At 39.4% G+C, this 24,907-nt stretch carries 29 protein-coding genes, 1 tRNA gene and 1 other RNA gene; 19 read left to right on the top strand and 12 right to left on the bottom strand.

Annotation, left to right across the window (positions count from 1 at the left end; genetic code table 11):
• Positions 1-41: 41 nt before the first annotated feature.
• The 3 genes from VOI17_RS10515 (at position 42) to VOI17_RS10505 (ending at position 2,929) form a co-directional block, all read left to right on the top strand.
• Entirely contained in the window at positions 42-992 is a 951-nt protein-coding gene (locus VOI17_RS10515) for a ComEA family DNA-binding protein (protein ID WP_323757207.1), read from the top strand.
• Complete coding sequence (locus VOI17_RS10510) at positions 989-2,497, top strand: NAD(P)H-hydrate dehydratase (protein WP_323757206.1); 1,509 nt, start codon at positions 989-991, stop codon at positions 2,495-2,497. The genes VOI17_RS10515 and VOI17_RS10510 overlap by 4 nt, the downstream gene beginning before the upstream one ends.
• Before the next feature lie 96 nt (positions 2,498-2,593).
• Entirely contained in the window at positions 2,594-2,929 is a 336-nt protein-coding gene (locus VOI17_RS10505) for a T9SS type A sorting domain-containing protein (protein WP_323757205.1), read from the top strand.
• Between the two features lie 91 nt (positions 2,930-3,020).
• On the opposite strand, the gene asnS is transcribed toward VOI17_RS10505, so the two are convergent.
• Positions 3,021-4,466 carry an asparagine--tRNA ligase gene (gene asnS, locus VOI17_RS10500; protein ID WP_323757204.1) on the bottom strand — a complete coding sequence of 482 codons (1,446 nt, stop codon included), beginning with the start codon at positions 4,464-4,466 and terminating at the stop codon, positions 3,021-3,023.
• Positions 4,467-4,727: 261 nt separating this feature from the next.
• Between asnS and rpoN the strand changes: the two genes are divergently transcribed.
• The 3 genes from rpoN to VOI17_RS10485 are packed head-to-tail and all read left to right on the top strand — an operon-like array spanning position 4,728 to position 7,591.
• Positions 4,728-6,188 carry an RNA polymerase factor sigma-54 gene (gene rpoN, locus VOI17_RS10495; protein ID WP_323757203.1) on the top strand — a complete coding sequence of 487 codons (1,461 nt, stop codon included), beginning with the start codon at positions 4,728-4,730 and terminating at the stop codon, positions 6,186-6,188.
• A gap of 2 nt (positions 6,189-6,190) precedes the next feature.
• The gene (locus VOI17_RS10490; RefSeq protein WP_323757202.1) at positions 6,191-6,808 is read left to right on the top strand and encodes a phosphatase PAP2 family protein; all 618 of its coding nucleotides are present in this window, start codon (positions 6,191-6,193) and stop codon (positions 6,806-6,808) included.
• Between the two features lie 3 nt (positions 6,809-6,811).
• Complete coding sequence (locus VOI17_RS10485) at positions 6,812-7,591, top strand: enoyl-CoA hydratase-related protein (protein WP_323757201.1); 780 nt, start codon at positions 6,812-6,814, stop codon at positions 7,589-7,591.
• A 77-nt stretch (positions 7,592-7,668) separates the two neighbouring features.
• On the opposite strand, the gene VOI17_RS10480 is transcribed toward VOI17_RS10485, so the two are convergent.
• Positions 7,669-8,376, bottom strand: a complete 708-nt coding sequence (locus VOI17_RS10480; protein WP_323757200.1) for an outer membrane beta-barrel protein — start codon at positions 8,374-8,376, stop codon at positions 7,669-7,671.
• A 129-nt stretch (positions 8,377-8,505) separates the two neighbouring features.
• Here VOI17_RS10480 and VOI17_RS10475 point away from each other — a divergent pair.
• The 8 genes from VOI17_RS10475 (at position 8,506) to VOI17_RS10440 (ending at position 13,780) form a co-directional block, all read left to right on the top strand.
• Positions 8,506-8,579, top strand: a tRNA-Arg gene (locus VOI17_RS10475).
• A 78-nt stretch (positions 8,580-8,657) separates the two neighbouring features.
• Complete coding sequence (locus tag VOI17_RS10470; RefSeq protein ID WP_323757199.1) at positions 8,658-9,200, top strand: GNAT family N-acetyltransferase; 543 nt, start codon at positions 8,658-8,660, stop codon at positions 9,198-9,200.
• A 191-nt stretch (positions 9,201-9,391) separates the two neighbouring features.
• Positions 9,392-10,018: a DUF2064 domain-containing protein gene (locus VOI17_RS10465; RefSeq protein ID WP_323757198.1), complete on the top strand. Its 627-nt coding sequence runs from the start codon at positions 9,392-9,394 to the stop codon at positions 10,016-10,018.
• Between the two features lie 166 nt (positions 10,019-10,184).
• The gene (locus VOI17_RS10460) at positions 10,185-10,520 is read left to right on the top strand and encodes an arsenosugar biosynthesis-associated peroxidase-like protein (RefSeq protein WP_323757197.1); all 336 of its coding nucleotides are present in this window, start codon (positions 10,185-10,187) and stop codon (positions 10,518-10,520) included.
• A 2-nt stretch (positions 10,521-10,522) separates the two neighbouring features.
• Positions 10,523-11,575: an arsenosugar biosynthesis radical SAM (seleno)protein ArsS gene (arsS, locus tag VOI17_RS10455; RefSeq protein WP_323757196.1), complete on the top strand. Its 1,053-nt coding sequence runs from the start codon at positions 10,523-10,525 to the stop codon at positions 11,573-11,575.
• 8 nt (positions 11,576-11,583) lie between these two features.
• Positions 11,584-12,555 (top strand): arsenosugar biosynthesis arsenite methyltransferase ArsM, encoded by a 972-nt coding sequence (arsM, locus tag VOI17_RS10450; protein ID WP_323757195.1) that lies wholly within the window; start codon positions 11,584-11,586, stop codon positions 12,553-12,555.
• A 144-nt stretch (positions 12,556-12,699) separates the two neighbouring features.
• A complete protein-coding gene (locus VOI17_RS10445) occupies positions 12,700-13,260 on the top strand; it encodes an RNA polymerase sigma factor (RefSeq protein WP_323757194.1) in 561 nt (186 codons plus the stop codon).
• Complete coding sequence (locus VOI17_RS10440; protein WP_323757192.1) at positions 13,250-13,780, top strand: hypothetical protein; 531 nt, start codon at positions 13,250-13,252, stop codon at positions 13,778-13,780. The genes VOI17_RS10445 and VOI17_RS10440 overlap by 11 nt, the downstream gene beginning before the upstream one ends.
• On the opposite strand, the gene VOI17_RS10435 is transcribed toward VOI17_RS10440, so the two are convergent.
• The 4 genes from VOI17_RS10435 to VOI17_RS10420 form a co-directional block, all read right to left on the bottom strand.
• Positions 13,767-14,477: a cell division ATP-binding protein FtsE gene (locus tag VOI17_RS10435; protein WP_323757191.1), complete on the bottom strand. Its 711-nt coding sequence runs from the start codon at positions 14,475-14,477 to the stop codon at positions 13,767-13,769. The genes VOI17_RS10440 and VOI17_RS10435 overlap by 14 nt on opposite strands.
• A 3-nt stretch (positions 14,478-14,480) precedes the next feature.
• Entirely contained in the window at positions 14,481-14,684 is a 204-nt protein-coding gene (locus tag VOI17_RS10430) for a fructose-6-phosphate aldolase (RefSeq protein ID WP_068413988.1), read from the bottom strand.
• A gap of 52 nt (positions 14,685-14,736) precedes the next feature.
• Entirely contained in the window at positions 14,737-15,393 is a 657-nt protein-coding gene (gene fsa / locus VOI17_RS10425; RefSeq protein ID WP_068413860.1) for a fructose-6-phosphate aldolase, read from the bottom strand.
• Positions 15,394-15,509: 116 nt separating this feature from the next.
• The gene (locus VOI17_RS10420) at positions 15,510-15,872 is read right to left on the bottom strand and encodes a hypothetical protein (protein ID WP_323757190.1); all 363 of its coding nucleotides are present in this window, start codon (positions 15,870-15,872) and stop codon (positions 15,510-15,512) included.
• Positions 15,873-16,095: 223 nt separating this feature from the next.
• Here VOI17_RS10420 and VOI17_RS10415 point away from each other — a divergent pair, with 223 nt between their 5' ends.
• A complete protein-coding gene (locus VOI17_RS10415; protein ID WP_323757189.1) occupies positions 16,096-16,434 on the top strand; it encodes a single-stranded DNA-binding protein in 339 nt (112 codons plus the stop codon).
• Positions 16,435-16,516: 82 nt separating this feature from the next.
• Here the strand turns inward: VOI17_RS10415 and VOI17_RS10410 are convergent, their stop codons facing one another.
• The 3 genes from VOI17_RS10410 to ffs all read right to left on the bottom strand — a co-directional run bounded on the left by VOI17_RS10410 (position 16,517) and on the right by ffs (position 18,215).
• A complete protein-coding gene (locus tag VOI17_RS10410; protein WP_323757188.1) occupies positions 16,517-16,645 on the bottom strand; it encodes a hypothetical protein in 129 nt (42 codons plus the stop codon).
• A 634-nt stretch (positions 16,646-17,279) separates the two neighbouring features.
• Positions 17,280-18,074 carry an MIP/aquaporin family protein gene (locus VOI17_RS10405; RefSeq protein WP_323757187.1) on the bottom strand — a complete coding sequence of 265 codons (795 nt, stop codon included), beginning with the start codon at positions 18,072-18,074 and terminating at the stop codon, positions 17,280-17,282.
• Between the two features lie 43 nt (positions 18,075-18,117).
• Positions 18,118-18,215, bottom strand: an RNA gene (gene ffs / locus VOI17_RS10400) — signal recognition particle sRNA small type.
• Between the two features lie 197 nt (positions 18,216-18,412).
• Here ffs and VOI17_RS10395 point away from each other — a divergent pair.
• From VOI17_RS10395 to VOI17_RS10385, 3 genes are read left to right on the top strand one after another with little or no spacing between them, the layout of a single operon-like run.
• The gene (locus VOI17_RS10395; RefSeq protein WP_323757186.1) at positions 18,413-18,583 is read left to right on the top strand and encodes a hypothetical protein; all 171 of its coding nucleotides are present in this window, start codon (positions 18,413-18,415) and stop codon (positions 18,581-18,583) included.
• 9 nt (positions 18,584-18,592) lie between these two features.
• On the top strand, positions 18,593-20,275 hold the full coding sequence (locus tag VOI17_RS10390) for an ATP-binding protein (protein WP_323757185.1): 1,683 nt from the start codon (positions 18,593-18,595) through the stop codon (positions 20,273-20,275).
• A complete protein-coding gene (locus tag VOI17_RS10385; RefSeq protein WP_323757184.1) occupies positions 20,268-20,897 on the top strand; it encodes a response regulator transcription factor in 630 nt (209 codons plus the stop codon). Before VOI17_RS10390 ends, VOI17_RS10385 begins: the two co-directional genes overlap by 8 nt.
• On the opposite strand, the gene VOI17_RS10380 is transcribed toward VOI17_RS10385, so the two are convergent.
• Genes VOI17_RS10380 through hemF form a run of 3 tightly spaced genes read right to left on the bottom strand, consistent with a single transcriptional unit; the run spans position 20,894 to position 22,644 of the window.
• Positions 20,894-21,148, bottom strand: a complete 255-nt coding sequence (locus tag VOI17_RS10380) for a hypothetical protein (protein ID WP_323757183.1) — start codon at positions 21,146-21,148, stop codon at positions 20,894-20,896. The two genes, VOI17_RS10385 and VOI17_RS10380, sit on opposite strands and share 4 nt — an antisense overlap.
• On the bottom strand, positions 21,145-21,738 hold the full coding sequence (locus VOI17_RS10375; protein WP_323757182.1) for a phosphatase PAP2 family protein: 594 nt from the start codon (positions 21,736-21,738) through the stop codon (positions 21,145-21,147). The genes VOI17_RS10380 and VOI17_RS10375 overlap by 4 nt, the downstream gene beginning before the upstream one ends.
• The gene (hemF, locus tag VOI17_RS10370; protein WP_323757181.1) at positions 21,739-22,644 is read right to left on the bottom strand and encodes an oxygen-dependent coproporphyrinogen oxidase; all 906 of its coding nucleotides are present in this window, start codon (positions 22,642-22,644) and stop codon (positions 21,739-21,741) included. It abuts the gene before it with no gap.
• Between the two features lie 128 nt (positions 22,645-22,772).
• On the opposite strand from hemF, the gene VOI17_RS10365 reads away from it, so the two are divergent.
• Positions 22,773-24,872, top strand: a complete 2,100-nt coding sequence (locus VOI17_RS10365) for an alpha-ketoacid dehydrogenase subunit alpha/beta (protein WP_323757180.1) — start codon at positions 22,773-22,775, stop codon at positions 24,870-24,872.
• The last annotated feature ends 35 nt before the right edge of the window (positions 24,873-24,907 follow it).

Here is a 24,907-nt window from a genome sequence, read left to right as displayed (position 1 = left end):
TATATTATATTAAATCATAATTTAATTAACGCGACCATTCAATGATAAACATAAAACGCTTGGTTAGAAACTACTTTGGGTTCTCTAAAACCCAAACCAATGGTTTTATGGTTCTCGCCCCACTCATTTTTGTTATGCTATTTGCTCCTAGTGTCTATCGTAGGGTAACCCAATTTGAATACAATGAGTTCGATTCTGACAAAAGACAATTAGATAGTCTAGTTGCTCTTTGGAGTAATAGCGTAAAAATCAAGGTTGAAGAGGGGGGAATTCCTAAAATGGATATTCGACTTACCTCTTTTAACCCTAATACTGCTACTTCTGACGAATTGATCAGGGTTGGGCTAGATCAGCGTTTGGCCAGTCGGATTGGTAACTATCTAAATGCTGGGGGAAGCTTTAAAGTGAAATCGGATTTGAAGCGTATCTATGGATTTCCTGATAGCCTGTATCTAGTACTTGAGCCATACATTCAATTGCCAAATGAATTGCCTCAGCGCATTAATAGAAAAGAGCCTTTTGAAAAGCCTTTAAATAAAGAGAGAAAACTATATACAGAAGTAGAAGAAAGCGTTTCACGGCCTGAGTTTTTTGTTTTGGATATTAATGAGGCCGATTCTCTAGCCTTCCAAAGACTGAAAGGAATTGGTCCAGCCTACTCTAGCAGAATTGTGAAGTTCCGACAATTGTTGGGAGGGTTCAGTAGTGTAGATCAAATCAAAGAGGTGTTTGGTATTTCTGATTCACTTTATCAAAGTATTGCCTCGCGGCTTGAGGTAAATGAAGTGTTCAGACCAGCTCAAATCAATATCAATTTGGCCACATTCAAAGAGATCAATGCGCATCCCTACATTAGCTACGAGCAGACCAAAGAGATAATGAATGCAAAAAGCAAGTATGGTAAATTCAAGTCGCTGGCTGATTTGAATCGTTTAGCCTTATTTGATTCAATTCAAATTGTTAAATTGAGTCCATATCTTCAATTTCAATGATCAAAATCTTAAGTGCCGAACAAATTCGTAGATGGGATTTGTTTACCATTAAAAACGAGCCAATTTCCTCTATAGATTTGATGGAGCGTGCTTCATCGGCTTTTGTAAAACTTTTATTAACGAAAGTTAAAGGTCAGCCAAGGGTTGATGTTGTCTGTGGTCCTGGGAATAACGGAGGAGATGGTTTTGCTATTGCAAGGTTACTCATTGGGAATGGGCTGAAAGTAAACTGTCACTTAATCGACTTTGGCTTGAAGCTTTCGGAAGACTGTCGCAAGAGCTACCGAAGGTTTTTGGATATCAGTCAGGTGAATATTGTCAAACAGGCTAAGGATTTAAGCCTTAATGGAGAAATAGTCATTGATGCAATGTTTGGTTCAGGTTTGAATAGGTCTGCCACTGGTCTTGCCGCAGAAGTTATTCAGTTGATTAATCAAAGCCAGTCAAAAACCATTGCTGTCGATATGCCATCAGGGCTTTTTGCTGACAAAGTGAATTTATCAGGGAAGATAATTGAGGCCGATTGGACCATCACTTTCCAAGCGCCAAAGCTTTCATTTCTTATTCCAGAGTCTGGTTATTATGTAGGAGAATGGTCTGCCGTTGATATTGGTTTGAATCCTGATTTTTTAAAAACAGAAAGTACGGATTTCTTCATTTTCGAAAAGAGTGACATAGATCACTCACTTTTTGACCGAAAGAAGTTTGATCATAAAGGTAAATATGGGCGCGTATTAATTGTTGCTGGAAGTTTGGGTAAAATCGGAGCTGCTTATTTGTCTTCTAAGGCTGCCCTTAAATCCGGGGCGGGTCTTCTTACCGTACATATACCACAAGTGGGATACGCTCCGATACAAACTTCTTTACCAGAGGCCATGGTTTCAGTAGATCCAGAGCAAGAATTCGTGTCCGAAATAAATAAAGTGGAGGGATTTGATGTGATTGGTATTGGGCCTGGCTTGGGGGATAACCCTAAAACTGGAAAAATAATTAAGGAGTTATTCACATCTTTTAACAAGCCTATGGCAATAGATGCCGATGCTTTAAACCTAATTGCATTAGATAAAGAGTTAATTGATTTAGTGCCAAAGGGTTCAGTGCTTACGCCCCACATAGGAGAATTCAATCGGTTATTCGGAGAATGTGATAACGGATTGGAGCGAATAGAGAAAATAAGGACAATAGCAATTGAGAAGCAGTTGATAATTGTATTGAAAGGAGCACATTCTGTAGTTGCTACGCCAGATGGTGAAATTTATTTCAATTCTACTGGAAATTCAGGAATGGCAACCGCTGGGTGTGGTGATGTGTTAACAGGAATCATCAGCGCATTGATGGCACGAGGAAGTGATTCTTCGACTTCTGCAAGAGTCGGGGTTTGTATTCATGGGTGGGCTGGCGATTTAGCTGAAAATACAGTAGGAAAAACGGCATTGATGGCATCAGATTTGCTCTGTGCACTACCAGAAGTTTTTAGCAACGTGGAGAGTAGTGATTTTATTTGAAAAAAATGTAACTTTAACTAAACCTTAGGCGTGACTTTGGGGTCTTTATAGACAATGAATCTTTTAAACCGAAACATATCCATCTCAAAAACATTAATGATTCTCTCGTTAATGCTGTTTTCGGTAATGGCAAAAGCTCAGAATGAGACCATGGCCAGTTTGAAGATGAACAGCGATCCAAAGGTTAAGGTAGAAGTTTTCCCCAATCCTACATCTGACTTCCTTACAATTGACTTGTCTAAGTTAGATTTGAAGCAGCCAAAAATTGAAATCAGAAATATTATTGGCAGTAAAATGGAAATGACTTCTGAAGATCTTGGCGACAAAAAACACCGGGTGGATGTTACTTCCTATCCTAGGGGTTATTATTTGGTGTTGGTCAAAGATGATCAATCCAAGTTCCAGCAGACGATCCGTTTTTCTAAGAAATAGGTTTTAAAAAGATATTTGCATACGGGAACGTGGCATAAAAAAGGTTTGAGCTTATTAAGTTCAAACCTTTTTTACTTATGTCTTTGTTCAATTAGAACTCTGCGTTTCCTGGAGTTCTAGGGAAAGGAATAACATCTCTAATGTTCGCCATTCCTGTCACAAATATGATCAGCCTTTCAAAGCCCAGCCCGAAACCACTATGAGGTGCCGATCCATATCTTCTGGTATCTAAATACCATTCCATTTCGTGAGTTGGAACTCCTATTTCTTTCATTCTTCTTAAGAGCATGTCTAGTCTTTCTTCACGCTGCGAACCACCAACAATTTCACCAATCCCTGGGAAGAGAATATCCATTGCGCCTACGGTTTTTCCATCGTCATTCATTCGCATATAGAACGATTTGATGTCTTTTGGGTAGTCGGTTAAGATCACTGGCTTTTTGAAGTGCTTTTCTACCAAATAGCGTTCGTGTTCTGATTGTAAATCAGTGCCCCAGCCTTCAATTAAATACTGGAATTTCTTTTTCTTGTTTGGGTTGCAATTTCTAAGAATGTCAATGGCTTCGGTATAGGTTACTCTTTCAAAATCATTTCCTGCTACAAATTTTAACTTTTCAGTTAAAGTCATTTCGCTTTTCTCGTTGGCTGGCTTGTTTTTTTCTTCATCTATTAAGCGTTGCTCGAGAAAAGCCAAGTCATCCACGCAGTTTTCTAAAGCGTAATTGATTAAGTATTTCAAGAATTCTTCAGCCAAATCCATGTTGTCTTGAAGGTCATAGAAAGCCATTTCTGGCTCGATCATCCAAAACTCAGCCAGATGTCTGGTGGTGTTAGAGTTTTCTGCCCTAAAAGTTGGTCCAAAGGTGTAAATGTCTGAAAGGGCCAATGCACCTAATTCTCCTTCTAGCTGACCAGAAACAGTGAGGTTGGTTTCTTTTTCGAAAAAGTCTTCTTTAAAATCTACCGAACCGTCTTCTTTTAATGGTGGGTTTTTTGCATCCAAAGTGGTTACACGAAACATTTCACCAGCACCTTCTGCATCTGACCCTGTAATGATTGGGGTTTGCAAATAGAAGAATTTCTTATCGTTAAAGAAGTTGTGCACAGCAAAGGCCATAGCGTGTCGAATTCTAAATATCGCTCCAAAGGTGTTTGTCCGTGGTCTTAAGTGAGCAATTTCCCTTAAGAATTCCATAGAATGCTTCTTGGGTTGTAGTGGGTATTTTTCTGGGTCAGCAGCCCCAAGAATTTCAATGCGCTGTGCGTTGATCTCGAATTTCTGACCAGCCCCCTGAGATTCCACAAGGGTGCCATGAACAGAAATGCAGGCTCCAGTAGAAACTAGTTTAAGAATATCTTCAGAAATCAAATTCGGATCAGCTACGATTTGGAGATTATTAATAGTGGAGCCATCATTTAGGGCAATGAAATTTACATTCTTATTTCCCCTTTTTGTTCTTACCCATCCTTTCACAGTCACGTCAATATTCGCCTGACTGCTCCTTAATAATGCTTCAATTTTGATTCTTTTTGTCATAACAAACCCCGAGTTGGTCTTTAGTAAAAAAAACGAATGCAAAACAAGTCTTTTTTGAAGTGATTCACAACGCGATCACTAAAAATAAGCGGTTAGAATTTATTGGGACCAATGTCGTTAACTGTATCTAAAACCTACTTGAATAAGTTTTTTGACCTATTTGTTAAATTTGCATGATTTTTGTTAAAAAGTCTGCTGTTCTCATTTGTTCCTCAATTCTTTATTCTAAATTTGCTTATAACCAATAGGATTTTTCTATCAATGCAAAAACTCAGTCTAAATCAATCTCTTAGCCAAAAGCTGTCACCGCAGCAAATACAGTTTATAAAGCTGTTGCAGGTGCCTACTGCCGAACTGGATACTAGGGTTGAAGAGGAGTTGGAAATAAACCCTGCTTTAGAAGAAGGTAGAGAAGAACCAGAAGCACCCACTACAGAAGAGGATTTTGATGAGCCATCTGATGATGTTTCTTCGACAGAAGATTTGAATGTTGAGGATTATTTGGGGGACGATGAATATGCAGGCTATAAAATGCAGGGGGATGGTAATTACTCTGAAGAGGATGATCGAGAGATGCCTGTGGCCATGCAAAGTTCTTTGAATGATCAATTGGATATGCAGTTAGGTTTTTTAGGTCTTGATGATCGTCAGACTTTAGTAGCGAAGCAACTTATTGGAAGTATTGAAGGTGATGGGTACATCAGAAGAGAGTTAGACGCGATCGTAAATGATTTGGCCTTTGCTCAAAATGTGGAAACGGATGTTGATGAACTAGAAGACTTACTTCATGAGATCCAACAGTTTGACCCACCTGGTATTGGTGCTCGAAATTTAAAAGAATGCCTTTTGATTCAATTGGATAGAAGGTGGGAAGAGGATGATCCTGATCCAGCGGTAGAAATGGCTAAGGCAATTTTATCGATTTGCTTTGAAGAGTTTACTAAGAAGCACTACGACAAGATTATAAAGAAACTCAATATTGAAGATGAGGTGCTCATGAAAGATGCCATCCACCTCATTACTAAACTGAACCCAAAGCCAGGAGGTGTTTCTGGTGGAATGGCCAAAACTCAATATTTGATTCCCGATTTTATCCTCACCAATAATAATGGTGAATTTGATTTGACATTGAACTCAAGAAATGCACCTGAATTAAGGGTGAGTCAGTCTTATTCAGACATGTTTTCGGCTTATGACAAGAGTGATAAGAAAGACAAAAAACTGAAGGAGACCGTTTCTTTTGTGAAACAAAAATTAGATGCCGCCAAATGGTTTATTGATGCTATAAAGCAGCGTCAAAATACGCTTTTGCGTACCATGGATGCTATGGTAAGGTTTCAGTATGAGTTCTTTTTAGAAGGGGATGAAACTAAGCTTCGTCCAATGATTTTGAAGGATATTGCGAATGAGATCCATATGGATATCTCGACTGTATCGCGTGTTGCCAACTCAAAATCTGTACAAACTGACTTTGGTATTTTTCCATTGAAGTACTTTTTCTCGGAAGGAATTTCGACAGTTTCTGGGGAAGATGTGAGCAGTCGTGAAGTGAAAAATATTCTCAATCAACTCATAGATAAAGAGGATAAGAGCAAACCTCTGTCTGACGATAAATTAGAAAAATCACTGAAAGCAAGAGGATATAATATTGCTAGAAGAACAGTGGCTAAATACCGAGAACAATTGAATATTCCTGTAGCGAGATTAAGAAAAGAACTATAAGTTTGAAGTTATTTGCCCAAATTGTATCTGCTATTTTCCAGCCTCTGCTGATGCCGGCACTGGTTTTTTACACCTATCTTTTTCATGTAGACAACAGTTCAAACCTCACTGAAAAAGGGAGGACCACAGTGCTACTTTTGATTTTTCTAACCACTTGTGTTATCCCCGTGTTTATTGTGTTGCTTTTTAGGTTTACGAAAGTGATTAAAGATTTACACATGAAGGAAAGAAGAGATAGATACCTTCCTTTCGCATTTATTTCGGTTTTCTATATCCTAGTCACTTATTTAATGAGCCGCCAAGTTTGGTTTAGCCCTACGATGGCTGTCATCATGATTTCAATGACTACAGTTGTGATTACTACCAACCTAATTACCTACTTCTGGAAAATAAGTGCGCACGCTGCTGGCGTGGCTGGCTGGCTAGGTTTTATTATCGTTTTTTCAAGACTTTATTCCAGTGGAAACACATTGTTTTTACCTTTAATTACTGCTGTCATTCTTACTGGAGTAGTGATTTGGGCTCGATTATATTTGAATGCGCATAAGCCCTCTGAGTCATTGGCAGGATTTGCCTTGGGTTTTTTAGTTTGTTTCGGTTCCATTTTATTGTTTGTTTAGCTTATGTACGAATTTATAAAGTTTGAAAAAGAGAATGGTGTAGCTACGCTTACCTTAAATAGACCTGATGTGTATAATGCACTCAACGATGAAATAACTTTTGAAATCCAAGCAGCTTTAAAAGACGCAAAAAGAGATGCCGAAGTTAGAGTACTGGTGCTGACGGGGGAAGGGAAAGCCTTTTGTTCAGGGCAAGACTTAAAGGCATCTGCTAAACATCCAGGTCGTTCTTTTTCAGATTCATTGCACAAACGATACAATCCAATTATCAAGGCGATTACGGATATACCTAAACCGGTGATTTGTAAACTAAATGGTGTGGCGGCAGGAGCCGGTTGCTCTTTTGCCTTGGCTTGTGATATAATTATTGCAGGGGAAAGCGCAAAATTGATTGAAGTTTTCGTGAATATAGGTTTGGTGTTGGATTCTGGTTCATCTTATTTTTTACCTCGATTGGTTGGGAGTTCAAAAGCATTCGAGCTGGCTACTATGGGTACAAGGGTTTCTGCTGCTGATGCAGAAAAGATGGGCATAGTGTCAAAGTGTGTGGCGGATAAAGAGTTGGATAGTGCAGTAAAGGTATACACTGATTATTATGCTTCGGCACCAACAAAGGCGATAGGCCTAATGAAGAAAATGCTCAATAAATCACAGAACTCAAGTCTGAAAGAAATGCTTGAATATGAGGCTTACTGCCAAGATATTGCAGGAGCTACCTACGATTATAAAGAAGGAACTACCGCATTCTTAGAAAAAAGAAAGGCTGCATTCAAAGGCGAATAAAACTGGCGAGCGCTTAAGGCACAAAAAAGGGAAGATTAATCTTCCCTTTTTTGTGCCTATATGTCTTGAGTCTTTAATTAGAAACCAGTAAGCGAGATACCAAATGATAAGCCTTGTGTGTCAGCTCCTCCAGCGGGAGCAATGTCAAATTTGTTAGAAAGCTCATAATAACCGAAAAGGCTAAAACCTCCGAAGCCTACTCTGGCTTGTACTCCATATCTGAATTTCTCGAATCCTAGGTCCTGACGGTCTTTGATCATTCTTTGGTCAGCTGCGTTATCTTCAAACATCACTTTGGTGAAAGAGGAGTAAAGGACACCAACCTTAGCACCTAAAGCGACTCTAAAGCCTCGGCTCATATTGTTTTTGCTTGTGTAATACCTAAATTCTAAAGGAATGTCCAGATAGTTTAAGCCTACTTTAGATTTGTCAAAAGTATTAGCTTGGGGGTATACATTTGCTAAATCTGCAACAGCAACACTCCTTACATTCGAACTATTTACGCTGGTTCTAAGGGTTTTTCCATCCTCAAGAGTAAACCTTTCCATACCTAGACCAATTCCCGGTGTGAAAGTGAATCCATTGTCACCAATAGGTAAGTCGTAATAATATATAACGTTTACTGTTTTCGAGTTGAAACCACTAAGCTTGACATCTGTTGGAGCACTTAATAAGGTGTTCAAACCCCAATCTACAACAAGACTTCCAGGGAGGTCTGGTCTTTGTGCTCTGGCAATTGATCCTAGTGTTAAAACGCCTATAAGTAGTATTCCTAATTTCCTCATGTTTATTCGCTTTTTTGAGCTGGGCAAAGATAGTATTTTTTGAAAGTATTAATAACTTGCTTTTGCAAAGTAGAAGAATTAATTACCTTTGCAGACCAAATTTAACGGGATTTAACAGATCTTAGTTTTGGCCTCGTAGCATAACTGAATAGTGCACTTGATTACGGCTCAAGAGGTTGCAGGTTTGAATCCTGCCGAGGTCACGCAAAAGCCCTTTCCATGTAAGTGGAAAGGGCTTTGTTTTTTTAGGGTCAGCAGCATTTTATTTATACTTTACAAGCATGATCAATCTTTGGAGCTTAAGACTTCACCTTAGTTTATTGTCCTTAACTGACTTAGAGGAGGTTCACGTACTGCATAGTTTTCCAGAGGTAGACGAATTTAATACACTTGGCATTCCTCAAAACGTAGCGCATACCCAATCCATTATTAAACCTTGGATTTTAGAACATCAAAAACTTGATGCCAAACAGTATACGTTCACAATTAGAACGAATCAGGCCGAGGACTTTGTCGGTTTGATTGCGCTGAAATTGGGAAGTATCAAATTGCAGAATGGAGAGGTTTGGTTTAAACTCCACCCTGATTTCTGGGGTAAGGGTTATTGTACTGAAGCTTTAAAGCTAGTTTTAGCATTTGGCTTCGATGAATTAAAACTCCATAGAATTGAAGCCGGCTGTGCAGTAGATAACGTGGGTTCCGCCCGAGTACTTGAAAAAGCAGGGATGACTAAAGAGGGCCGAAAAAGGAAAGTGCTTCCGCTAAAAAATGGTTGGTCAGATAATTTCGAATACGCCATACTGGATTCAGACCTGAGAGTTTGAGCCCATTTACTTGTTACGTTTTTTCCAGTCAAGACCTTTAAAAGTATTTTGTACGACATTGTCCCAATACTTTTCTAAGTTGGGTAAATCTTTTTGGCCGAAAACGAGTTGATAAGTTCAAAGGAAACAGAATGTCCCAAATGAATAACACTGCTATTCTATTTTTTTCGAGAAACCTCAAAGAGGAGTTCTTGGCAAAGAATATAGGACTGAACATTCACCAGTTTTCTAATTTGTTTAATCTCCTTGTGCAGAAAACGAGGAGTACGATTGATCAAACTAATATTCCAGTAAAAGCGCTTTTTTCTGACGAACAAATTGGAAGTTCATTTGGGGAACGACTCACCAACGGTATATCAAACTTATTCTCAGAAGGTTTTGACAATGTTATTATTGTTGGTAATGACGCTCCAGAACTATCTTCTGAAGACTTACTTTGGGTTAGAAACAACCTAGAAAAAGGAAAGAATGTTTTAGGAAGAGACAGCCACGGTGGAGCCTATCTCATTGGTGTTTCTAAAAAGGATTTTTGTTCAAGTGCTTTCCTAAATATCGACTGGAACACTCCGTTGGTTTTCGGTCAATTGAAATCCCTTCTATCTTCAGAGGAACTGGATAGAAGCCTTATCGACTTAAATAAGAGGTCTGATTTTGAAAGAATTATAAAGAGAGGGGTATACTTAGCGAAGGCTTTTAAGCAAATGCTGAAAGCAATTTTCGGAAATTATAAGATACATACTAACTTCAATTTCACCCTTCCAAAATCTATTTGGTTTCAACTCACTGAGCTTAGAGGTCCACCCTCCTTCGTTTCTTAGTCACTCTATTTTTCTCTTAGCAATCGTATTTGTTGAAGAGATATCATTTTCAATCTGTTTATTCAATAGAAGCCGATTTCAATGCGGATTGTTTTTCATGTCAATCGACTTGAGAAAGCATTCTTATTTGGCTTTGGAAAAGGCTTCAAACTAAAGAAATATCATAATGCCTAAAAAATATTACGACCCAAGCGACCTGAAAAAATTTGGGAACATAACAGAATTTCAACCAGAAATGGGAAACAAATTTTTCGATTGGTACGGAAGTGTTTTCGAAGAAGGAGCCTTGACAGCCAGAGAGAAATCGCTGATTGCCTTAGCGGTAGCGCATGCAGTTCAGTGTCCTTATTGCATCGATGCCTACACCGATACCTGCTTAAAAAAGGGGGCTGATGAAGAGCAAATGATGGAAGCGGTTCATGTAGCTGCGGCTATTAAAGGTGGTTCGGTTTTGGTTCATGGGGTTCAGATGATGAACCAGGTGAAAGAAAAATTGATGTAGCTATGACTTTAAAGACATTAAAAAGACAGCAGCACTCACTTTCTATTGCTGAGAGGCAGATTAAAATCTTGGATGATCATGAGGCAATTGGGATTGATTCTTTCGAACAAAAGATAGCCCCTACTGGCATGATGCCTTTACAGTCTATCTCGGTTGATGTATTTCAGATTAATGTGGGGAAGATGTGTAATCAGGTTTGTAAGCACTGCCATGTTGATGCTGGCCCTGACCGCAAGGAGATCATGACACGAGAAACTATGCAGCAATGTTTAGATGCGCTCAAGGTTTCTAAGGCCACAACAGTCGATTTAACAGGAGGTGCTCCAGAGATGAATCCTGATTTCCGTTGGTTCGTGGAGGAAATCTCAAAACTGAGTAAACACATCATCGTTCGCTGTAATCTGACCATAATTTTAGCCAACCCAAAATACCATGATTTGCCTGAGTTTTTCAAAAAACACAAGGTGAATGTGGTGTCTTCTCTACCATCATTCACGGCCAGAAGAACTGATGCTCAACGCGGTGATGGTGTGTTTGAAAAGTCGATTAAAGCGCTTCAAATGCTGAATGAGATTGGCTATGCAAAGGAGGGGACAGGCCTAAAGTTAGACTTGGTCTATAATCCATCAGGAGCATTTTTACCAGACGATCAAGATACGTTGAAGAATGAGTTTGAAAGAAAGCTCAAAGAGAATTTCAATATCGTTTTTAACGACTTATATGCGATTACTAATCTTCCCGTGAGTCGATTTCTTGATTACCTAGTCAACAGTAATAATTATGAGGAATACATGAACGAGCTGGTAAATGCCTTTAACCCAACCTCAGTGGTGGGGGTAATGTGTCGCTCTATGATTTCGATTGGTTGGGATGGTTATTTATATGATTGTGATTTCAATCAAATGCTTGAAATGAAGCTGAAAGATGGTGCGCCAGACCATATCAAAGACTTCAATCTAAATAAATTAATGGCAAGGGAGATATCAATTAACCAACACTGTTTCGGATGTACTGCAGGAGCTGGGTCGAGCTGCGGAGGAACTATAACAAATTAATTAGAGAAATGAGTAACTACTTAGATACCACAAAAGACATATATAAAGCCGCAGCTGAAACACCAGATGTTGGGCTCTGTTGCACAACTACACCTGTGTGGTCATTTCCTGGTTTGGAGATTCCTAAAATCATGCTTGAAATGAATTATGGATGTGGAAGTACTGTGCATCCTCGTGATTTAGTCAATTCGCCCAAAATACTTTATGTAGGTGTGGGCGGAGGAATGGAGCTATTACAGTTCTCCTATTTTAGCCGCCAAAAGGCAGGTGTTATAGGCGTAGATGTGGTGGACGAAATGATTAATGCATGCAAGAAGAACATCAAGGAAGCGGAGTTGACCAACGACTGGTTAGACGCTTCTTTTATCGATGTGCGACAAGGCGATGCGCTTAATTTACCCATTGATGATGCTTCGATTGATGTGGCGGCACAAAATTGTTTGTTCAATATTTTTCATGAAGAAGACCTGAAAAAAGCACTTCAAGAAATGTACAGGGTTTTAAAGCCTCATGGAAGATTAGTGTTATCAGACCCGATTGCGGAGCAAACAATGCCTGAAAACCTCAAAAATGATGATCGTTTGCGTGGACTTTGCCTCAGCGGTTCCTTGCCGTTAAAAGACTACATCAAAATGATTACTGACGTGGGTTTTGGTACAGTAGAGATAAGGGCCAAAAGACCTTATAGGATTCTACATCCGAATCAGTATGACACTTCCATACCAATATATATTGAAAGTATAGAGATTTGCGCCATTAAAGACCCAATGCCAGCCGATGGGCCATGTGTGTTTACTGGCAGAACAGCAATTTATTACGGAACAGCAACTCATTTCGATGACCACGGTGGCCATATTTTATTGCAGAATCAGCCATTATCGGTCTGCGATAAAACAGCTGGAAATTTAGAAGCCTTGAATAACTCAAATATTTGGGTTTCACCTTCTACCTATTTCTACGATGGAGGCGGGTGCTGTTAGTGTCTAAGGCTTTTATCTAAAGAGTAACACTGAGAGAGGTACTAAAGATTTGGTCACCCCTTTCTTCAACTCTTCTTTAATTTTTTTACCTTTCCTAAGCAACCCTCATGCAAATGGGTTGTCTTTATCGCAAGGATTAGAAATTTGGAACCGAAATATCAAAATCTTCATCAAGAGGTCATTGATCAGTGCATGTTGGGCGACCGACAAGCGCAGTATCAGTTGTATAAGCTTTATTCAAAGGCGATGTACAATGTGTCTTTTCGGGTAACTCAAAATGAGCAAGAGGCTGAAGATGTGCTTCAGGAGTCTTTTTTAAGTGCTTTCAAGAATATTCATAGCTATAAAGGCACGGCAGCTTTTGGCAGTTGGTTGAAGCGAATAACGCTTAATAATGCCATCAACTTGGTCAAAAAAAGGCGTTTGAATTTTGAGTCCGTTGAAGATTATGGAGCCTTTGATGAACGTTTTGAACATGAAGAGAAAGGCGATCAAGGTTTTGAGGTTGATAAAGTGAAGAAAGCCATCAATCTTTTGCCTGATGGGTACAGATTGGTGTTAACACTTTACTTGATTGAGGGTTATGACCATAAAGAGATTGCAGAAATATTGAGCATTACAGAATCGACTTCTAAGTCGCAGTTCAATAGATCGAAAAAGAAGTTGAGGGATATTTTAAAAGAGGAATTTCAACATGCAGGATAAGCTAGAAGATTTCATAAAGGACAATAAGGAGCAATTCGATACCGAAACACCAAGAGGAGAGGTGTGGAAGAAAATCCAAAAAGGGCTTGATAAGAATGGCAAGGCTTCGGGGACTTCAACACATTGGTTCTGGAAAGTAGCTGTTGCTGTATTGCTTATTGCTGTAGCCTATTTGGGTTCCGAAAAATATTTTAATGCTGATGCAAGCAAAGAGAGCACTGCCATGCAGGAGTTCAAAGAATTGGAGACTTTCTATACCCAAATGATTTCTGATAAGAAAACGAAGCTATCGGAAGAAGTAGAGACGGGCGAGTATTTCAGCTTTCTGGAAGCTGATATTCAATCCCTAGATCAAAATTATGAAGAGTTGAAAATTACATTTGAAAGCGGACAAGAAACGCCTCAGCTTAAAAGTGCCTTGGTGCATTTGCTCAAACAAAAACTCTATTTGATCGAAAAGCAACTGGAGATACTGGAAGAAACCAAAAGCGAAACCTCAGAGGGGGTTAGCTCACTTTAAATAGGCTTAATTCAACTTCGTTAGAATCGAGTATATTTCCTTTTTCGCATTTCAAAACGCGCTTAGGATAGTTCTTAATGAGGTTGTAATCGTGTGTGGCCATCAGAATTGAAGTTCCACCTTTGTTGATTTCCATAAAAGTCTGGAAAATACCATCAGAAACTTCAGGGTCTAGGTTTCCAGTAGGTTCATCAGCTATTAATAGTAATGGGTCGTTAATTAAGGCCCTGGCAATTACCACCCTTTGTTGTTCACCGCCAGAAAGTTGATGTGGCATTTTACTAGACACCACTCCTAAACCAACGCGCATTAGCACTTCTGCCAATTTACTCTTCATCTTAGCTTTGTTTTTCCAGCCTGTGGCCTTCATTACAAAAAAGATATTTTCAGCAACCGAACGGTCAGGAAAGAGTTGGAAATCTTGAAATACAACGCCCAGCTTTCTTCTTAAAAGCGGAATATCCTTACGTTTTATATTATGGATGTCGTGTGTAGCAATTCTGATTTTGCCTAAGCGAAGTGGCAAATCAGCATAGAGGGTCTTTAATAGAGAACTTTTTCCGCTTCCTGTTCTTCCTACCAAATACACCAACTCTCCTTTATTAATAGAAATGTTGATGTTATTCAATACGGTTTTATCGTCTTGAAAAATGGTGGCATCTTCGATGCGAACAATGGGTTCTCCTGAAAAAGGCATAATTTAAATATCCAGCTTTTGAAGTTTACCGAAAGGTAAGCTATTGATTACTTCTTGCAATTCTTCCTCCTTTCCTTCCAAGTCGTACTTTTCTAACTTCTTTAACGGTCGGTCGGCACGGAAGTAGGCTATGAGTACGAAATTTTCGTCTCTTAATTGAATGTAATCTGGGATTTTCGCTTTCCCCTTTACTTTAATGATGTACATATTCCTTAATAACTTCGGGTCATTTGCATAACCCGAAGTTGGAACTAAAGTTTTATCCATTTGCTTTGGCGTGGTCGGCAAGAAATTGTGCCAAACCTTTGTCTGTTAGCGGATGGTTCAATAAGCTGGTGATTACCTTCAGCGGACAAGTGGCAACATCTGCACCAATTTCGGCACACTGTAATAAGTGCATTGTATGACGTACAGACGCAGCAAGTACTTCGGTAGTATACCCGTAATTGTCATAAATCTGGCAAATTTGCCCGATTAGTTCTAAGCCGTCAAAACCAATGTCATCAAGTCTTCCAATAAATGGAGAAACGTATGATGCACCTGCTTTAGCAGCCAATAAAGCTTGACCAGCAGAGAACACTAAGGTACAGTTGGTTCTGATGTCTTCAGCGGTAAAGGTTTTAATCGCCTTAATACCATCTTTTGTCATTGGCACTTTTACAACGATTTTATCATCGATTTGAGCCAATTCACGACCTTCTTTCAACATGCCTTCGTAATCTGTAGCAATTACCTCAGCACTTACGTTGTCGTCTACAATATCACAAATCGCCTTATAATGGGCTATTACGTTATCGTGGCCAGAAATGCCTTCTTTAGCCATTAAAGAAGGGTTGGTGGTTACACCATCTAACACGCCTAAGTCGTAGGCTTCTCTTATTTCATCAAGATTCGCGGTGTCGATAAAGAACTTCATTTTGATCTATTTTAGATTGATTTGCAATGCATTACAAAGCTAATGTTTTTGTTTGCTTGAAGGCCTCTTATAAACACAACTTTTTATTGACGGCCGAAATTTTTCTGAAATTCAACCTAGTTTAATTCTTCTAGCTTTTTAACTAAAGCAAAAGCATCGCCTTCCAGTGGAAGGTAGCCATATTCATAACAGAAATAATAAGTGGCACCTGCTTTTGTGGTGTAAGTTGAAGTGTGATAATTAAAGTCGAAGCCCTTTTCTACAAGTTTGTTTCTGGTGGTTTTGGATTTCCCTTCAGGATTGAGTTCTTCCAGAATTCGCCTATTTCTTCTCAACAGGTTGTGGACGTTTCGCACATAGTTATTTGAGTCGCTATTCTGACGGTTATTGAAGGTATTGCGACATTGATCTGAGCAGAATTTCTTGTCGACCCTGCCATACATCGCATCTCCACATTCTAAACATTGCCTTTCTTCCATGCTGAAAAAACTAAAAAATTAAAACTTACATCTATTTCGTGATGGATGTTAAGTTATTGTAAAAGAGTGATATATCCAATTGTAAACGGTTACAAACGAATGTTACCCGACTACAAACGCTTATCAACCGACTTTGCTTTTTCGGCTGCTGTTACTTTGCCATTGTCAATTCGGAATTACAAAACCAATGGACAGCAAATGTTAAAATTAAACAATTTATATCATGAGAAATTTAAGAAACAGTGTACAGTTGATCGGAAGACTTGGTCAAGATCCAGAAGTGAAAAACTTAACATCAGGTAAAAAACTTACCACGTTTTCACTGGCTACTACGGATGCTTACAAAAACGCAGACGGAGATAAAGTTGAAGATACACAATGGCATAATATTATTGCCTGGGGAAAGGTGGGAGAGATTGCTGCTGAGTATTTAAAGAAAGGTGCAGAAGTTTGTGTGGAAGGAAAGTTAATCCACAGATCTTACGAAAACTCGGCTGGTGAAAAACGATTTGTGACAGAAATTAACTTAAACGAATTGTTGATGATGGGTGGGAAGAAATGAAACTCAGTGCCTTAAAACGGAAATGCATAGACCGCTCAGATTGTCTATGCATTTTTAATTACTCTACTTTTTAATTTTCGTCTTATCCAATAATTCCAGTTACTGAAATAAGTGTTTGGTAAGCGATGAATGTTACGAAAACAGCAACCACTAATTTTGTTAAAGAATTAGTTTTTTTAGAAGTAGAAGTTTGTGTCGTTGCAGCTTTCATAATGTTTGTGTTTAGATGTAATAGTAAGTATCCAAATAGAGTGCCAGTGCCCTGAATGGGTTTAAATCCACTTTTTACTGTTGTGCCAGTCTCGAATTGGGAATGAGAATAACTCTTGGGAATTATTGATGAAAGAAATGAGGCTGGGTTGTTGAAGCGAATGAGAAACTCAGTGCCTTAAAAACAGAAATGCATAGACCGCTGGGATTATCTATGCATTTTTAAATAACTCTACTTTTTAATTTTTTGGCTTAACCAATAATCCCAGTTACAGAAATAAGCGTTTGGTAAGCGATGAATGTTACGAAAACAGCAATTACTAATTTTCTTAAAGAATTAGATTTTCTAGAATTATTGGTTTGTGTTGTTGCAGTTTTCATAATGTTCATGTTCAATTTCGATAGTGAGTATCCAAATAGAGTGCCAGTGCCCAGAAGGGCTTTAAACCCACTTTTTATTATTGTGACAGTCCCGAATTGGGAATAGCGGTGGCTCTTGGGAATTATTGATGAATGATATGGAGGCTTATTTAATGGAAATAGAAAAAGATGGGAGGAGGGTTTAGCTCAGCTCTTCTAATATAGAAATACATACAACACTGGGATTTCATCAGATTCTAGAGCGCGCAGTTGTTTTACTTTTTTCTTGCCTCTTCAGTAATTGCATAAGCAATTATTAATATGCTGCTCACAATACAAGCCCAAGTAAGAATTCCTGTCGTACTATTGAAAGCCAATTGATAAAGCCCAGCACCAAGTCCACCTCCAATGATTGGTCCTATGATGGGAATCCAAGCATAATTCCACTTTGAACTGCCCTTTCCTTTAATAGGCAATAGAAAATGAGCCAGTCTAGGGCCGAAATCTCTAGCAGGGTTAATGGCATAACCCGTTGTGCCACCCTGTGCCATACCAATGACAACGATAAGGCCACCAACGACCAAAGGATTCAAGCCGTCTACAAATTGGTTGGCGCCTATCATAAGTAAGCCGAAAATCAAAACCATGGTACCAAGAACTTCACTTAATAGGTTGGCCCCTTTTTGATCAATTGCGCCACCTGTACAGAAGATGCCTAGTTTTGCGTCTTGGTCTTCGGTTTTACGCCAGTGAGGTAGGTATTGAAGCCAAGTAAAAGAAGCTCCTGCCATAGCGCCAAGTACTTGGGCTATAATATAACCCGGTACCAAGTTCCATTCGAACTCACCAGTCATGGCCAATGAAAGTGTTACAGCAGGGTTAATATGTGCACCACTTATTTGGCCCACGGCATAAATACCAAAAGTAACAGCCAAGCCCCAGCCAATTGTAGTTACAATCCAGCCTGAACTTTTGGCATAAGAAAAATTAAGTGTTGTTGCAGCGTTCGTCCCATTCCCGAAAAAAATAAGAATGGCCGTGCCCACAAATTCTGCGAGATAAACGGACATAGTCAAAAAGTCTAGGTAGTAATAATACGATAAAGAAGGGGATAAAAAAAGGCATCAGGATGTCGCACCGCTACAACCGCTTACCCTTGCTCTGTTCCCAGCCTGGGGGAGTTCAGCGGGAGCTGGTCGCACCCCTCTGCCGGGCGCAAAGGTATTAAGAAATTGCAAATAGGAAAACTTGTAGGCCGAAATATTAAAACTTTATTCTCCCTACTTCTGGGTATTTACTTCCTAACATCATTATGCTTATTTTAGGCATGAATCAGTCTTGCTTCCTTAGTTGAAAAGTAGGAGATTCATTGTGTGTATATTTTATCTTCAATCAAAAAATGTGTGATATGATTAAAAGAGAAAGACAAGACCGAACGCAGCAGTCATTTGACCTGATGTTTAATCCATTTGGAACAGTATGTAGGAAGCCTGATCCAGATGACGATCCAACGGACCCTACCGATCCAACAACGGATCCTGATGAAGATCCTCCAGTTCATCCTCCAACCCAAAATTGATAATTGAAGGTGAGGAAGTTTTTTGTTATAGCTGGGTTCTTTTTGGTTATCATATGCCAAGTATTGGGTCAGGAAAATCGGTTTGAATCCAAAAAATCATTTGATGATCTAATTAATCAAGCAGATCGACTTAAAGCCGAATCGAAATACGATTCGGCTTTGGTTATTTTTAATTTTTTGAAAAATAAGGCTGAGTTAGAAAATGATACACTGAATTTAATCAAATCTAATTTAGGAATTGGAGCTGTGTTTTTCTTGTTGAAGGAAACAGATGTGGCTCGTGATTATTACAGGAAGTTAATTTCGATGGCGAAATTGATTAACGATTCATCTTATATAAACAAAGGTTTTTATGGAATAGGGGGTACGTATCAGGTTGATGGAAATTTGGATTCAGCCTTTTATTACTATGAGAACACTTTGCCTTATTTCATTGGGAAGAATCAGTATAAGGATGCTGCCCTGATTTTGGCAAACATGGCTTCTATCTATTACTTAAGGGGAGAACTCGATTTGTCAATTGAGACCTCTTTAAAGTCCACTGAATTCGCAAAAACATCAGACTCTCCTCAGCTGGAGGGGAGTAACTTACGAATGTTGGGGATGATTCATCGGGTTAAAAAGGAATATGAAGAGTCACAAGAGTACTACTTTGGTGCTTATAGAATTGCGGATGCTAATAATTTTTTAAAGGACAAAGGTGAGGCGCTTTATGGGCTCATTAGACTAAGTCGAGATCAAGAGGATTACGATAAGGTTATACGATACTATGAGAATTATATTTCCGTGTTAGAAGACATTTACTTGAAGGGTGAGAACGATCAGATTTTGGATTTAAAGGAAAAATATAAAACCGCATCCTTGGAGTTGGAGAATGAAAAGCAAAAGAGGTCAACAACCATCGTTTTGTTGACTTCCATGGCTTTGGTATTGACGGCCTTCGTAATTATTAATGTGATTGATCAGCGCAGAAAAAACATCAAGACCCTAGCGGCTAAGAATGATGAACTCAATAAACAGCAAATTGATGAGTTGTTGCAGAAACAAGAAATAGCTTCGTTACAAGGGGTTTTAGAAGGGCAAGAAACAGAAAGAAAGCGAGTGGCTATAGATTTGCACGATAGATTAGGTGGGATTCTTTCTATGGTAAAGCTTCATTTCAGTGTGGTAACTGAAAGCCTCAGTAAGGATGATCAAACCCATGCTAAGTTTATGAAAGCATCAGATTTATTAGATCAGGCGACTGGTGAGGTAAGAAGTATTTCTCACAATTTAATGTCGGGGGTGCTAACAAAGTTTGGACTCGTACCCGCTTTGGAAGACTTGAAAGACAAGATTTCGCAAACGGGGAAACTTAAGGTCAGCCTCTATTCAAATGAGCTCAATAATGTTTTGACTGCCGAACAAGAGTTGCAATTGTATCGTATTGTTCAAGAGTTGATGAGCAATATCTTAAAGCATTCAAAAGCCAAAGAAGCCAATATTCAACTTACAAAAGGGGAGGACAGTGTCAACCTCATTGTGGAAGATGACGGTGTAGGTTTTGACCTGAAGGAAGTGAATAAGAAGGCTGGAATAGGTTTGACTAACTTAAAAGCAAGAGTAGGTAAGCTGGATGGTAACTTCCATATTGATTCCGGCAGAGGTGCAGGCACAACAATTTCAATTGATATACCAATAACAAATGATTAGAGTTCTTTTAGTTGACGATCACCAAGTGGTAATTGATGGGATATCTTCAATCCTTGAAGATGATGCCTCTATAAAAGTCGTTGATAGTGCATTGAATGGAGCGGATGCGCTACGTAAGCTTGAATTCAGTGCGGTTGATGTTTTACTGCTCGATATCAATATGCCTGAAATGGATGGGATTGAGGTGGTAAGGCAGCTGCAAATGAAAGGGATTGAAGTGAATGTGCTTATTTTGACGATGCACAATAACGCCCAGTTCACTAAGCAACTGATAGAGCTCGGGGTTCAAGGGTGTATTCTGAAAAATTCTGGTAAGAAGGAATTGATTCTCGCTATTAACGAAGTTTCTCAAGGCCGCAGGATTTATGGAGACGATGTAACTGAGTCACTTTTTGATAGCCTAGAAAAAACTCAAAAGGCAGTAGATCAAGTACAGCTAACGAAAAGAGAGGTGGAGATTATTAAGCTTATTGCTTCTGAATTAAATACCAATGAAATCGCTGATCAGCTATTTATAAGCTCTCATACAGTGGATACACACAGAAAAAATATCTTAAGTAAGTTGGGGGTAAAGAATTTGGCAGGCTTGGTGAAATTTGCTTACGAAAACCAATTGGTTTAGCCCTCTTTTCTTTCAAAGAAGTCCTTTTTCATATACAGTTGAAACTCCAAAGGGCTGCTTTCTTTGAATTCATCTTCTGTCAAATCATCATAAATTTCTTCGTCAAAATTCATTTCTGTCTTCTCTACTTTTCCATCAGGATGAATGATTAATTCCGTTCCGGTAAAGTCAATTGGGTTTACAGAAACAAGTACCTGATAATCTTCAAAAATGCGTTTGAAGTATTTAAAAACGATAGCATCTTTTTTCATACTGAATTCTGATTTGTATCAATGAATTTACCTTTCTGTTTTCTTGTCGAAGCAAAGGTAAACAAGCGGAAGCAAATGTATCCGGCAATCAGGCCAATTAATGCACCTGTTATTACATCGCCAGGAAAATGAACGCCCAGATAAACGCGGCTATAGGCAATTAGTGCAGCCCAAGGCAGCAAAAGCCAAATGTATTTCAGTTTGTCTTTCAAGCAGAACCAACAGAAAAAGGCAATAGCAAACATGTTTGACGCATGGGATGAAGCAAAACCATAGCGTCCACCACAACCATCGGGAGTGTAAACCCAATCCATTATTTCTTGGTCATGGCAAGGTCGAAGTCGTGCTACCCAAGGCTTTAAAAGTCCGGATGCTGTTTGGTCGCTGATCAATATGAGTAAGCCCAACGATAAGGCCATCCAGCCATAGTTTTTATTGTATTTGAATAACCAATAGAGCAGAAGTATATAAAGGGGAATCCAAGTGAATTTGTTGCTGGCCCAGGTCATTATAAAATCACCAAAGCCGTTGTGCGCACCATTAATGATGCGAAACAAAGCCTTATCCCATTGTTCTAATTGATCGATCATTTAAGGTTTTAACCAGTTGATTCCTTTCTTTAGAGCCTCTTGAGTTTTAGCTTCTCTACTACCTTTCAGGGGCTGAAAGTCATATTCCCAACCCGCTTGTGCTGGCAAACTCATTAAAATGGACTCAATGCGCCCATCAGTTTCCAAGCCAAAACGCGTGCCTCTGTCATGCACTAAATTAAATTCCACATATCGTCCACGCCTTAGCATCTGCCATTCCTTTTCTCTTTCCCCATAAGGGAGTTTAGAGTTCTTGCGCATTAAATAGGTGTATATCGGAGCAAAAGCAAGCCCAACATCTTTGACAAATTCGAGACGGTCTGATTTGCTAAAGGTTTTGTCTTCCCCCAAATGATCAAAGAAAATGCCTCCAATTCCTCGGGTTTCCTTTCTGTGTTTTACGTAGAAGTAATCATCCGCCCAAGGTTTGAACTCTTTATAATAAGTGGAGTGATGCTTGTCGCAAACGGCTTTAAGTTTCTCATGGAAAAACTGAGCGTCAGATTCATCTATATAATGAGGCGTTAAGTCAATTCCCCCTCCAAACCAGTAGTTTCCATCTGACATTTCGAAATAACGAATGTTCATGTGGATAATAGGAACCATTGGATTTTCTGGGTGCAAGACGATTGAAACGCCAGTGGCAAAAAAGTCACCTTCCGTCAATCCAAACGAACTCAATATTTTCTCAGGGGTTTTACCGTGTACTGCAGAAAAATTCACGCCTCCCTTTTCTATAATGGTTCCATGACGCATTACACGACTAATACCACCTCCACCGCCTGGTCGTTCCCATTGATCTTCAATAAAGCTACCTGTGCCATCACATTTGGTGATTTCTTTGCAGATATGATCTTGAATATTTCTAAAAATCCGAGTTATCGAATCTCTGTCTGTCATTGCCATACTGCAAAAGTAAAACAAACCGTTGAAAGGCAATTCCGTATGCAAAATAGATTGCCTAACGATCGGTAGGTTTTTTATCGTATCGTTCAAAAATATTGGCTATTTTTGGATCTGACATAACCACACATATGGGAGTTATCAAGACAAAAGAAATTTCAACAGACAAGAATAAAGAAATATCCATACCTAAAACATTGTTCGAAAAGGCTTACCGCCTGATGCACACCGCCATGAACATGGCGCTGACCTACGAAGAGAACAAAGCGATTTGCAGTAAATACGTTCATAGCACATCCCGTGGACACGAAGCGATTCAGTTGGCAGCGGCTTTTTCTTTAGCGGCTCATGATTTTGCTGCACCATATTATAGGGATGAGTCCATTCTATTAGGGATAGGCATACAGCCTTATGAGTTGATGCTTCAGCTTATGGCCAAAAAAGACGATCCTTTTTCCGGGGGGAGGACTTATTATGGGCATCCATCTTTAAAAAGAGAGGGTTTCCCAACTATACCTCATCAAAGTTCAGCTACTGGAATGCAAGCCATACCTGCTACAGGAATGGCACATGGTATCCACTATTTAGAGAGCCAGAATCTTCTAAAGGGAAAGAAGAACCCGGTAGTGCTTTGCTCGCTAGGTGACGGTTCTGTTACAGAAGGTGAAGTTTCTGAAGCCTTTCAAATGGCGGTGCTTCATCAACTACCCATTGTTTATTTGATTCAAGATAATGACTGGGGGATCTCCGCTACTGGAGCTGAAATGCGAGCGATGGATGCTTATGATTTTGTTTCTGGCTTTACTGGAATGGAGCGCATGCGCGTTGACGGTAGTGATTTTGTTGATTCCTATGAGGGTTTGCAGAAAGCTTTCAACTATGTAAGAGAAAATAGAGCTCCAATTCTTGTTCACGCCAAAGTACCATTACTTGGTCACCATACTTCTGGGGTAAGAAAAGAGTGGTATAGAGGAGATTTTGATGAGCACCTGAAGAATGACCCAATACCAAGGTTAAGAAAAGAACTCAAAAAGCGCGGGTGGAAAGAAGCTCAGCTGGTAAAAATAGAAGATGAAGCCTTGGCTTTTGTGCAATCGGAGTACGCTAGAGCAATAAATGCTGATGATCCAGATATTGCTACGTTTATGGATCATGAGTTTGCACCGACTCCAATCACCCAAGAAAAAGGGCAAAGAAAACCAAGAGGAGCAGAAAAGGTGGTGATGGTAGATGCAGCACTGCATGCAGTTGACGATATTTTAAAGACATATCCTGAATCTCTTTTTTATGGGCAAGATGTAGGTGGTACTTTAGGAGGAGTATTCCGTGAAGCCGCTACATTAGCACAGAAATACGGAGATGATCGAATTTTTAATACACCAATTCAGGAAGCCTATATTGTAGGATCTACCGCTGGAATGTCGGCCATTGGAGCAAAGGCAATCGTAGAGATTCAGTTTGCTGATTATATCTGGCCGGGCATTAACCAATTGGTGGAAGAACTTTCAAAAAGCTGCTACCTATCTCAAGGGCAGTTTCCTATTCAATCATTGATTAGAGTGCCGATTGGGGCTTATGGTGGAGGTGGCCCTTATCACTCAGGAAGTATAGAGTCTACTTTACTCAATATCAGAGGAATTAAAGTGGTTTATCCATCTAATGCAGCTGATATGAAAGGTTTGATGAAAGCGGCTTTTCATGATCCCAATCCGGTAGTGATGCTTGAGCACAAAGGTTTGTATTGGTCGAAAGTACCTGGAACCGAAGGGGCTAAAACATTTGAACCAGATAGCGATTACATTATTCCATTAGGCAAGTCAAGAATTGACCAAGAGGCGAGTGAAGAAGCTATTGCAAATGGTGAAAGTTGTGTGGTAATCACCTACGGAATGGGTGTTTATTGGACAAGAGCTGCCAGTAAAGCTTTCAAAGGCCAAGTAGAAATACTGGATTTAAGAACATTGAATCCTTTGGATTGGGAGGGTGTAATTGCAGCAGTGAAAAGGCACAATAAAGCTTTGGTGCTTACGGAAGAGCCTTTGATGAATTCCTTTGCTGAATCTTTGGCAGGTCGGATTTCAAAAGAGTGTTTCCAGATTTTAGATGCACCAGTAATGACTTATGGGGCGGCTAATTTGCCTGCAATTCCATTGAATGTAGACTTAGAAAAGCAAATGCTTCCTACTGCTGAAAAGGTGGAAGGGGTGCTTTCGGAGTTATTGAATTACTGATTGTAAGAAAAAATAGAGAACTGAGCGACTAATTT

Origin of the sequence: Roseivirga sp., from assembly GCF_034669765.1 — a bacterium.
In the GTDB taxonomy this organism is placed as follows: domain Bacteria; phylum Bacteroidota; class Bacteroidia; order Cytophagales; family Cyclobacteriaceae; genus Roseivirga.
This window is presented reverse-complemented; position numbering and strand designations above follow the sequence as displayed.

Bases quoted from the DNA above. Each gene is read 5' to 3' on its own strand.
- VOI17_RS10395 (WP_323757186.1), top strand. From the start codon at position 18,413: ATGATTAAAAGAGAAAGACAAGACCGAACGCAGCAGTCATTTGACCTG.
- rpoN (WP_323757203.1), top strand. From the start codon at position 4,728: ATGCAAAAACTCAGTCTAAATCAATCTCTTAGCCAAAAGCTGTCACCG.
- VOI17_RS10405 (WP_323757187.1), bottom strand. From the start codon at position 18,074: ATGTCCGTTTATCTCGCAGAATTTGTGGGCACGGCCATTCTTATTTTT.
- fsa (WP_068413860.1), bottom strand. From the start codon at position 15,393: ATGAAGTTCTTTATCGACACCGCGAATCTTGATGAAATAAGAGAAGCC.
- hemF (WP_323757181.1), bottom strand. From the start codon at position 22,644: ATGGCAATGACAGACAGAGATTCGATAACTCGGATTTTTAGAAATATT.
- VOI17_RS10510 (WP_323757206.1), top strand. From the start codon at position 989: ATGATCAAAATCTTAAGTGCCGAACAAATTCGTAGATGGGATTTGTTT.
- arsM (WP_323757195.1), top strand. From the start codon at position 11,584: ATGAGTAACTACTTAGATACCACAAAAGACATATATAAAGCCGCAGCT.
- VOI17_RS10420 (WP_323757190.1), bottom strand. From the start codon at position 15,872: ATGGAAGAAAGGCAATGTTTAGAATGTGGAGATGCGATGTATGGCAGG.
- VOI17_RS10410 (WP_323757188.1), bottom strand. From the start codon at position 16,645: ATGAAAGCTGCAACGACACAAACTTCTACTTCTAAAAAAACTAATTCT.
- VOI17_RS10385 (WP_323757184.1), top strand. From the start codon at position 20,268: ATGATTAGAGTTCTTTTAGTTGACGATCACCAAGTGGTAATTGATGGG.
- VOI17_RS10365 (WP_323757180.1), top strand. From the start codon at position 22,773: ATGGGAGTTATCAAGACAAAAGAAATTTCAACAGACAAGAATAAAGAA.
- VOI17_RS10435 (WP_323757191.1), bottom strand. From the start codon at position 14,477: ATGCCTTTTTCAGGAGAACCCATTGTTCGCATCGAAGATGCCACCATT.
- VOI17_RS10415 (WP_323757189.1), top strand. From the start codon at position 16,096: ATGAGAAATTTAAGAAACAGTGTACAGTTGATCGGAAGACTTGGTCAA.
- VOI17_RS10440 (WP_323757192.1), top strand. From the start codon at position 13,250: ATGCAGGATAAGCTAGAAGATTTCATAAAGGACAATAAGGAGCAATTC.
- VOI17_RS10460 (WP_323757197.1), top strand. From the start codon at position 10,185: ATGCCTAAAAAATATTACGACCCAAGCGACCTGAAAAAATTTGGGAAC.
- VOI17_RS10505 (WP_323757205.1), top strand. From the start codon at position 2,594: ATGATTCTCTCGTTAATGCTGTTTTCGGTAATGGCAAAAGCTCAGAAT.
- arsS (WP_323757196.1), top strand. From the start codon at position 10,523: ATGACTTTAAAGACATTAAAAAGACAGCAGCACTCACTTTCTATTGCT.
- VOI17_RS10515 (WP_323757207.1), top strand. From the start codon at position 42: ATGATAAACATAAAACGCTTGGTTAGAAACTACTTTGGGTTCTCTAAA.
- VOI17_RS10470 (WP_323757199.1), top strand. From the start codon at position 8,658: ATGATCAATCTTTGGAGCTTAAGACTTCACCTTAGTTTATTGTCCTTA.
- VOI17_RS10480 (WP_323757200.1), bottom strand. From the start codon at position 8,376: ATGAGGAAATTAGGAATACTACTTATAGGCGTTTTAACACTAGGATCA.
- VOI17_RS10430 (WP_068413988.1), bottom strand. From the start codon at position 14,684: ATGTACATCATTAAAGTAAAGGGGAAAGCGAAAATCCCAGATTACATT.
- asnS (WP_323757204.1), bottom strand. From the start codon at position 4,466: ATGACAAAAAGAATCAAAATTGAAGCATTATTAAGGAGCAGTCAGGCG.
- VOI17_RS10380 (WP_323757183.1), bottom strand. From the start codon at position 21,148: ATGAAAAAAGATGCTATCGTTTTTAAATACTTCAAACGCATTTTTGAA.
- VOI17_RS10375 (WP_323757182.1), bottom strand. From the start codon at position 21,738: ATGATCGATCAATTAGAACAATGGGATAAGGCTTTGTTTCGCATCATT.
- VOI17_RS10485 (WP_323757201.1), top strand. From the start codon at position 6,812: ATGTACGAATTTATAAAGTTTGAAAAAGAGAATGGTGTAGCTACGCTT.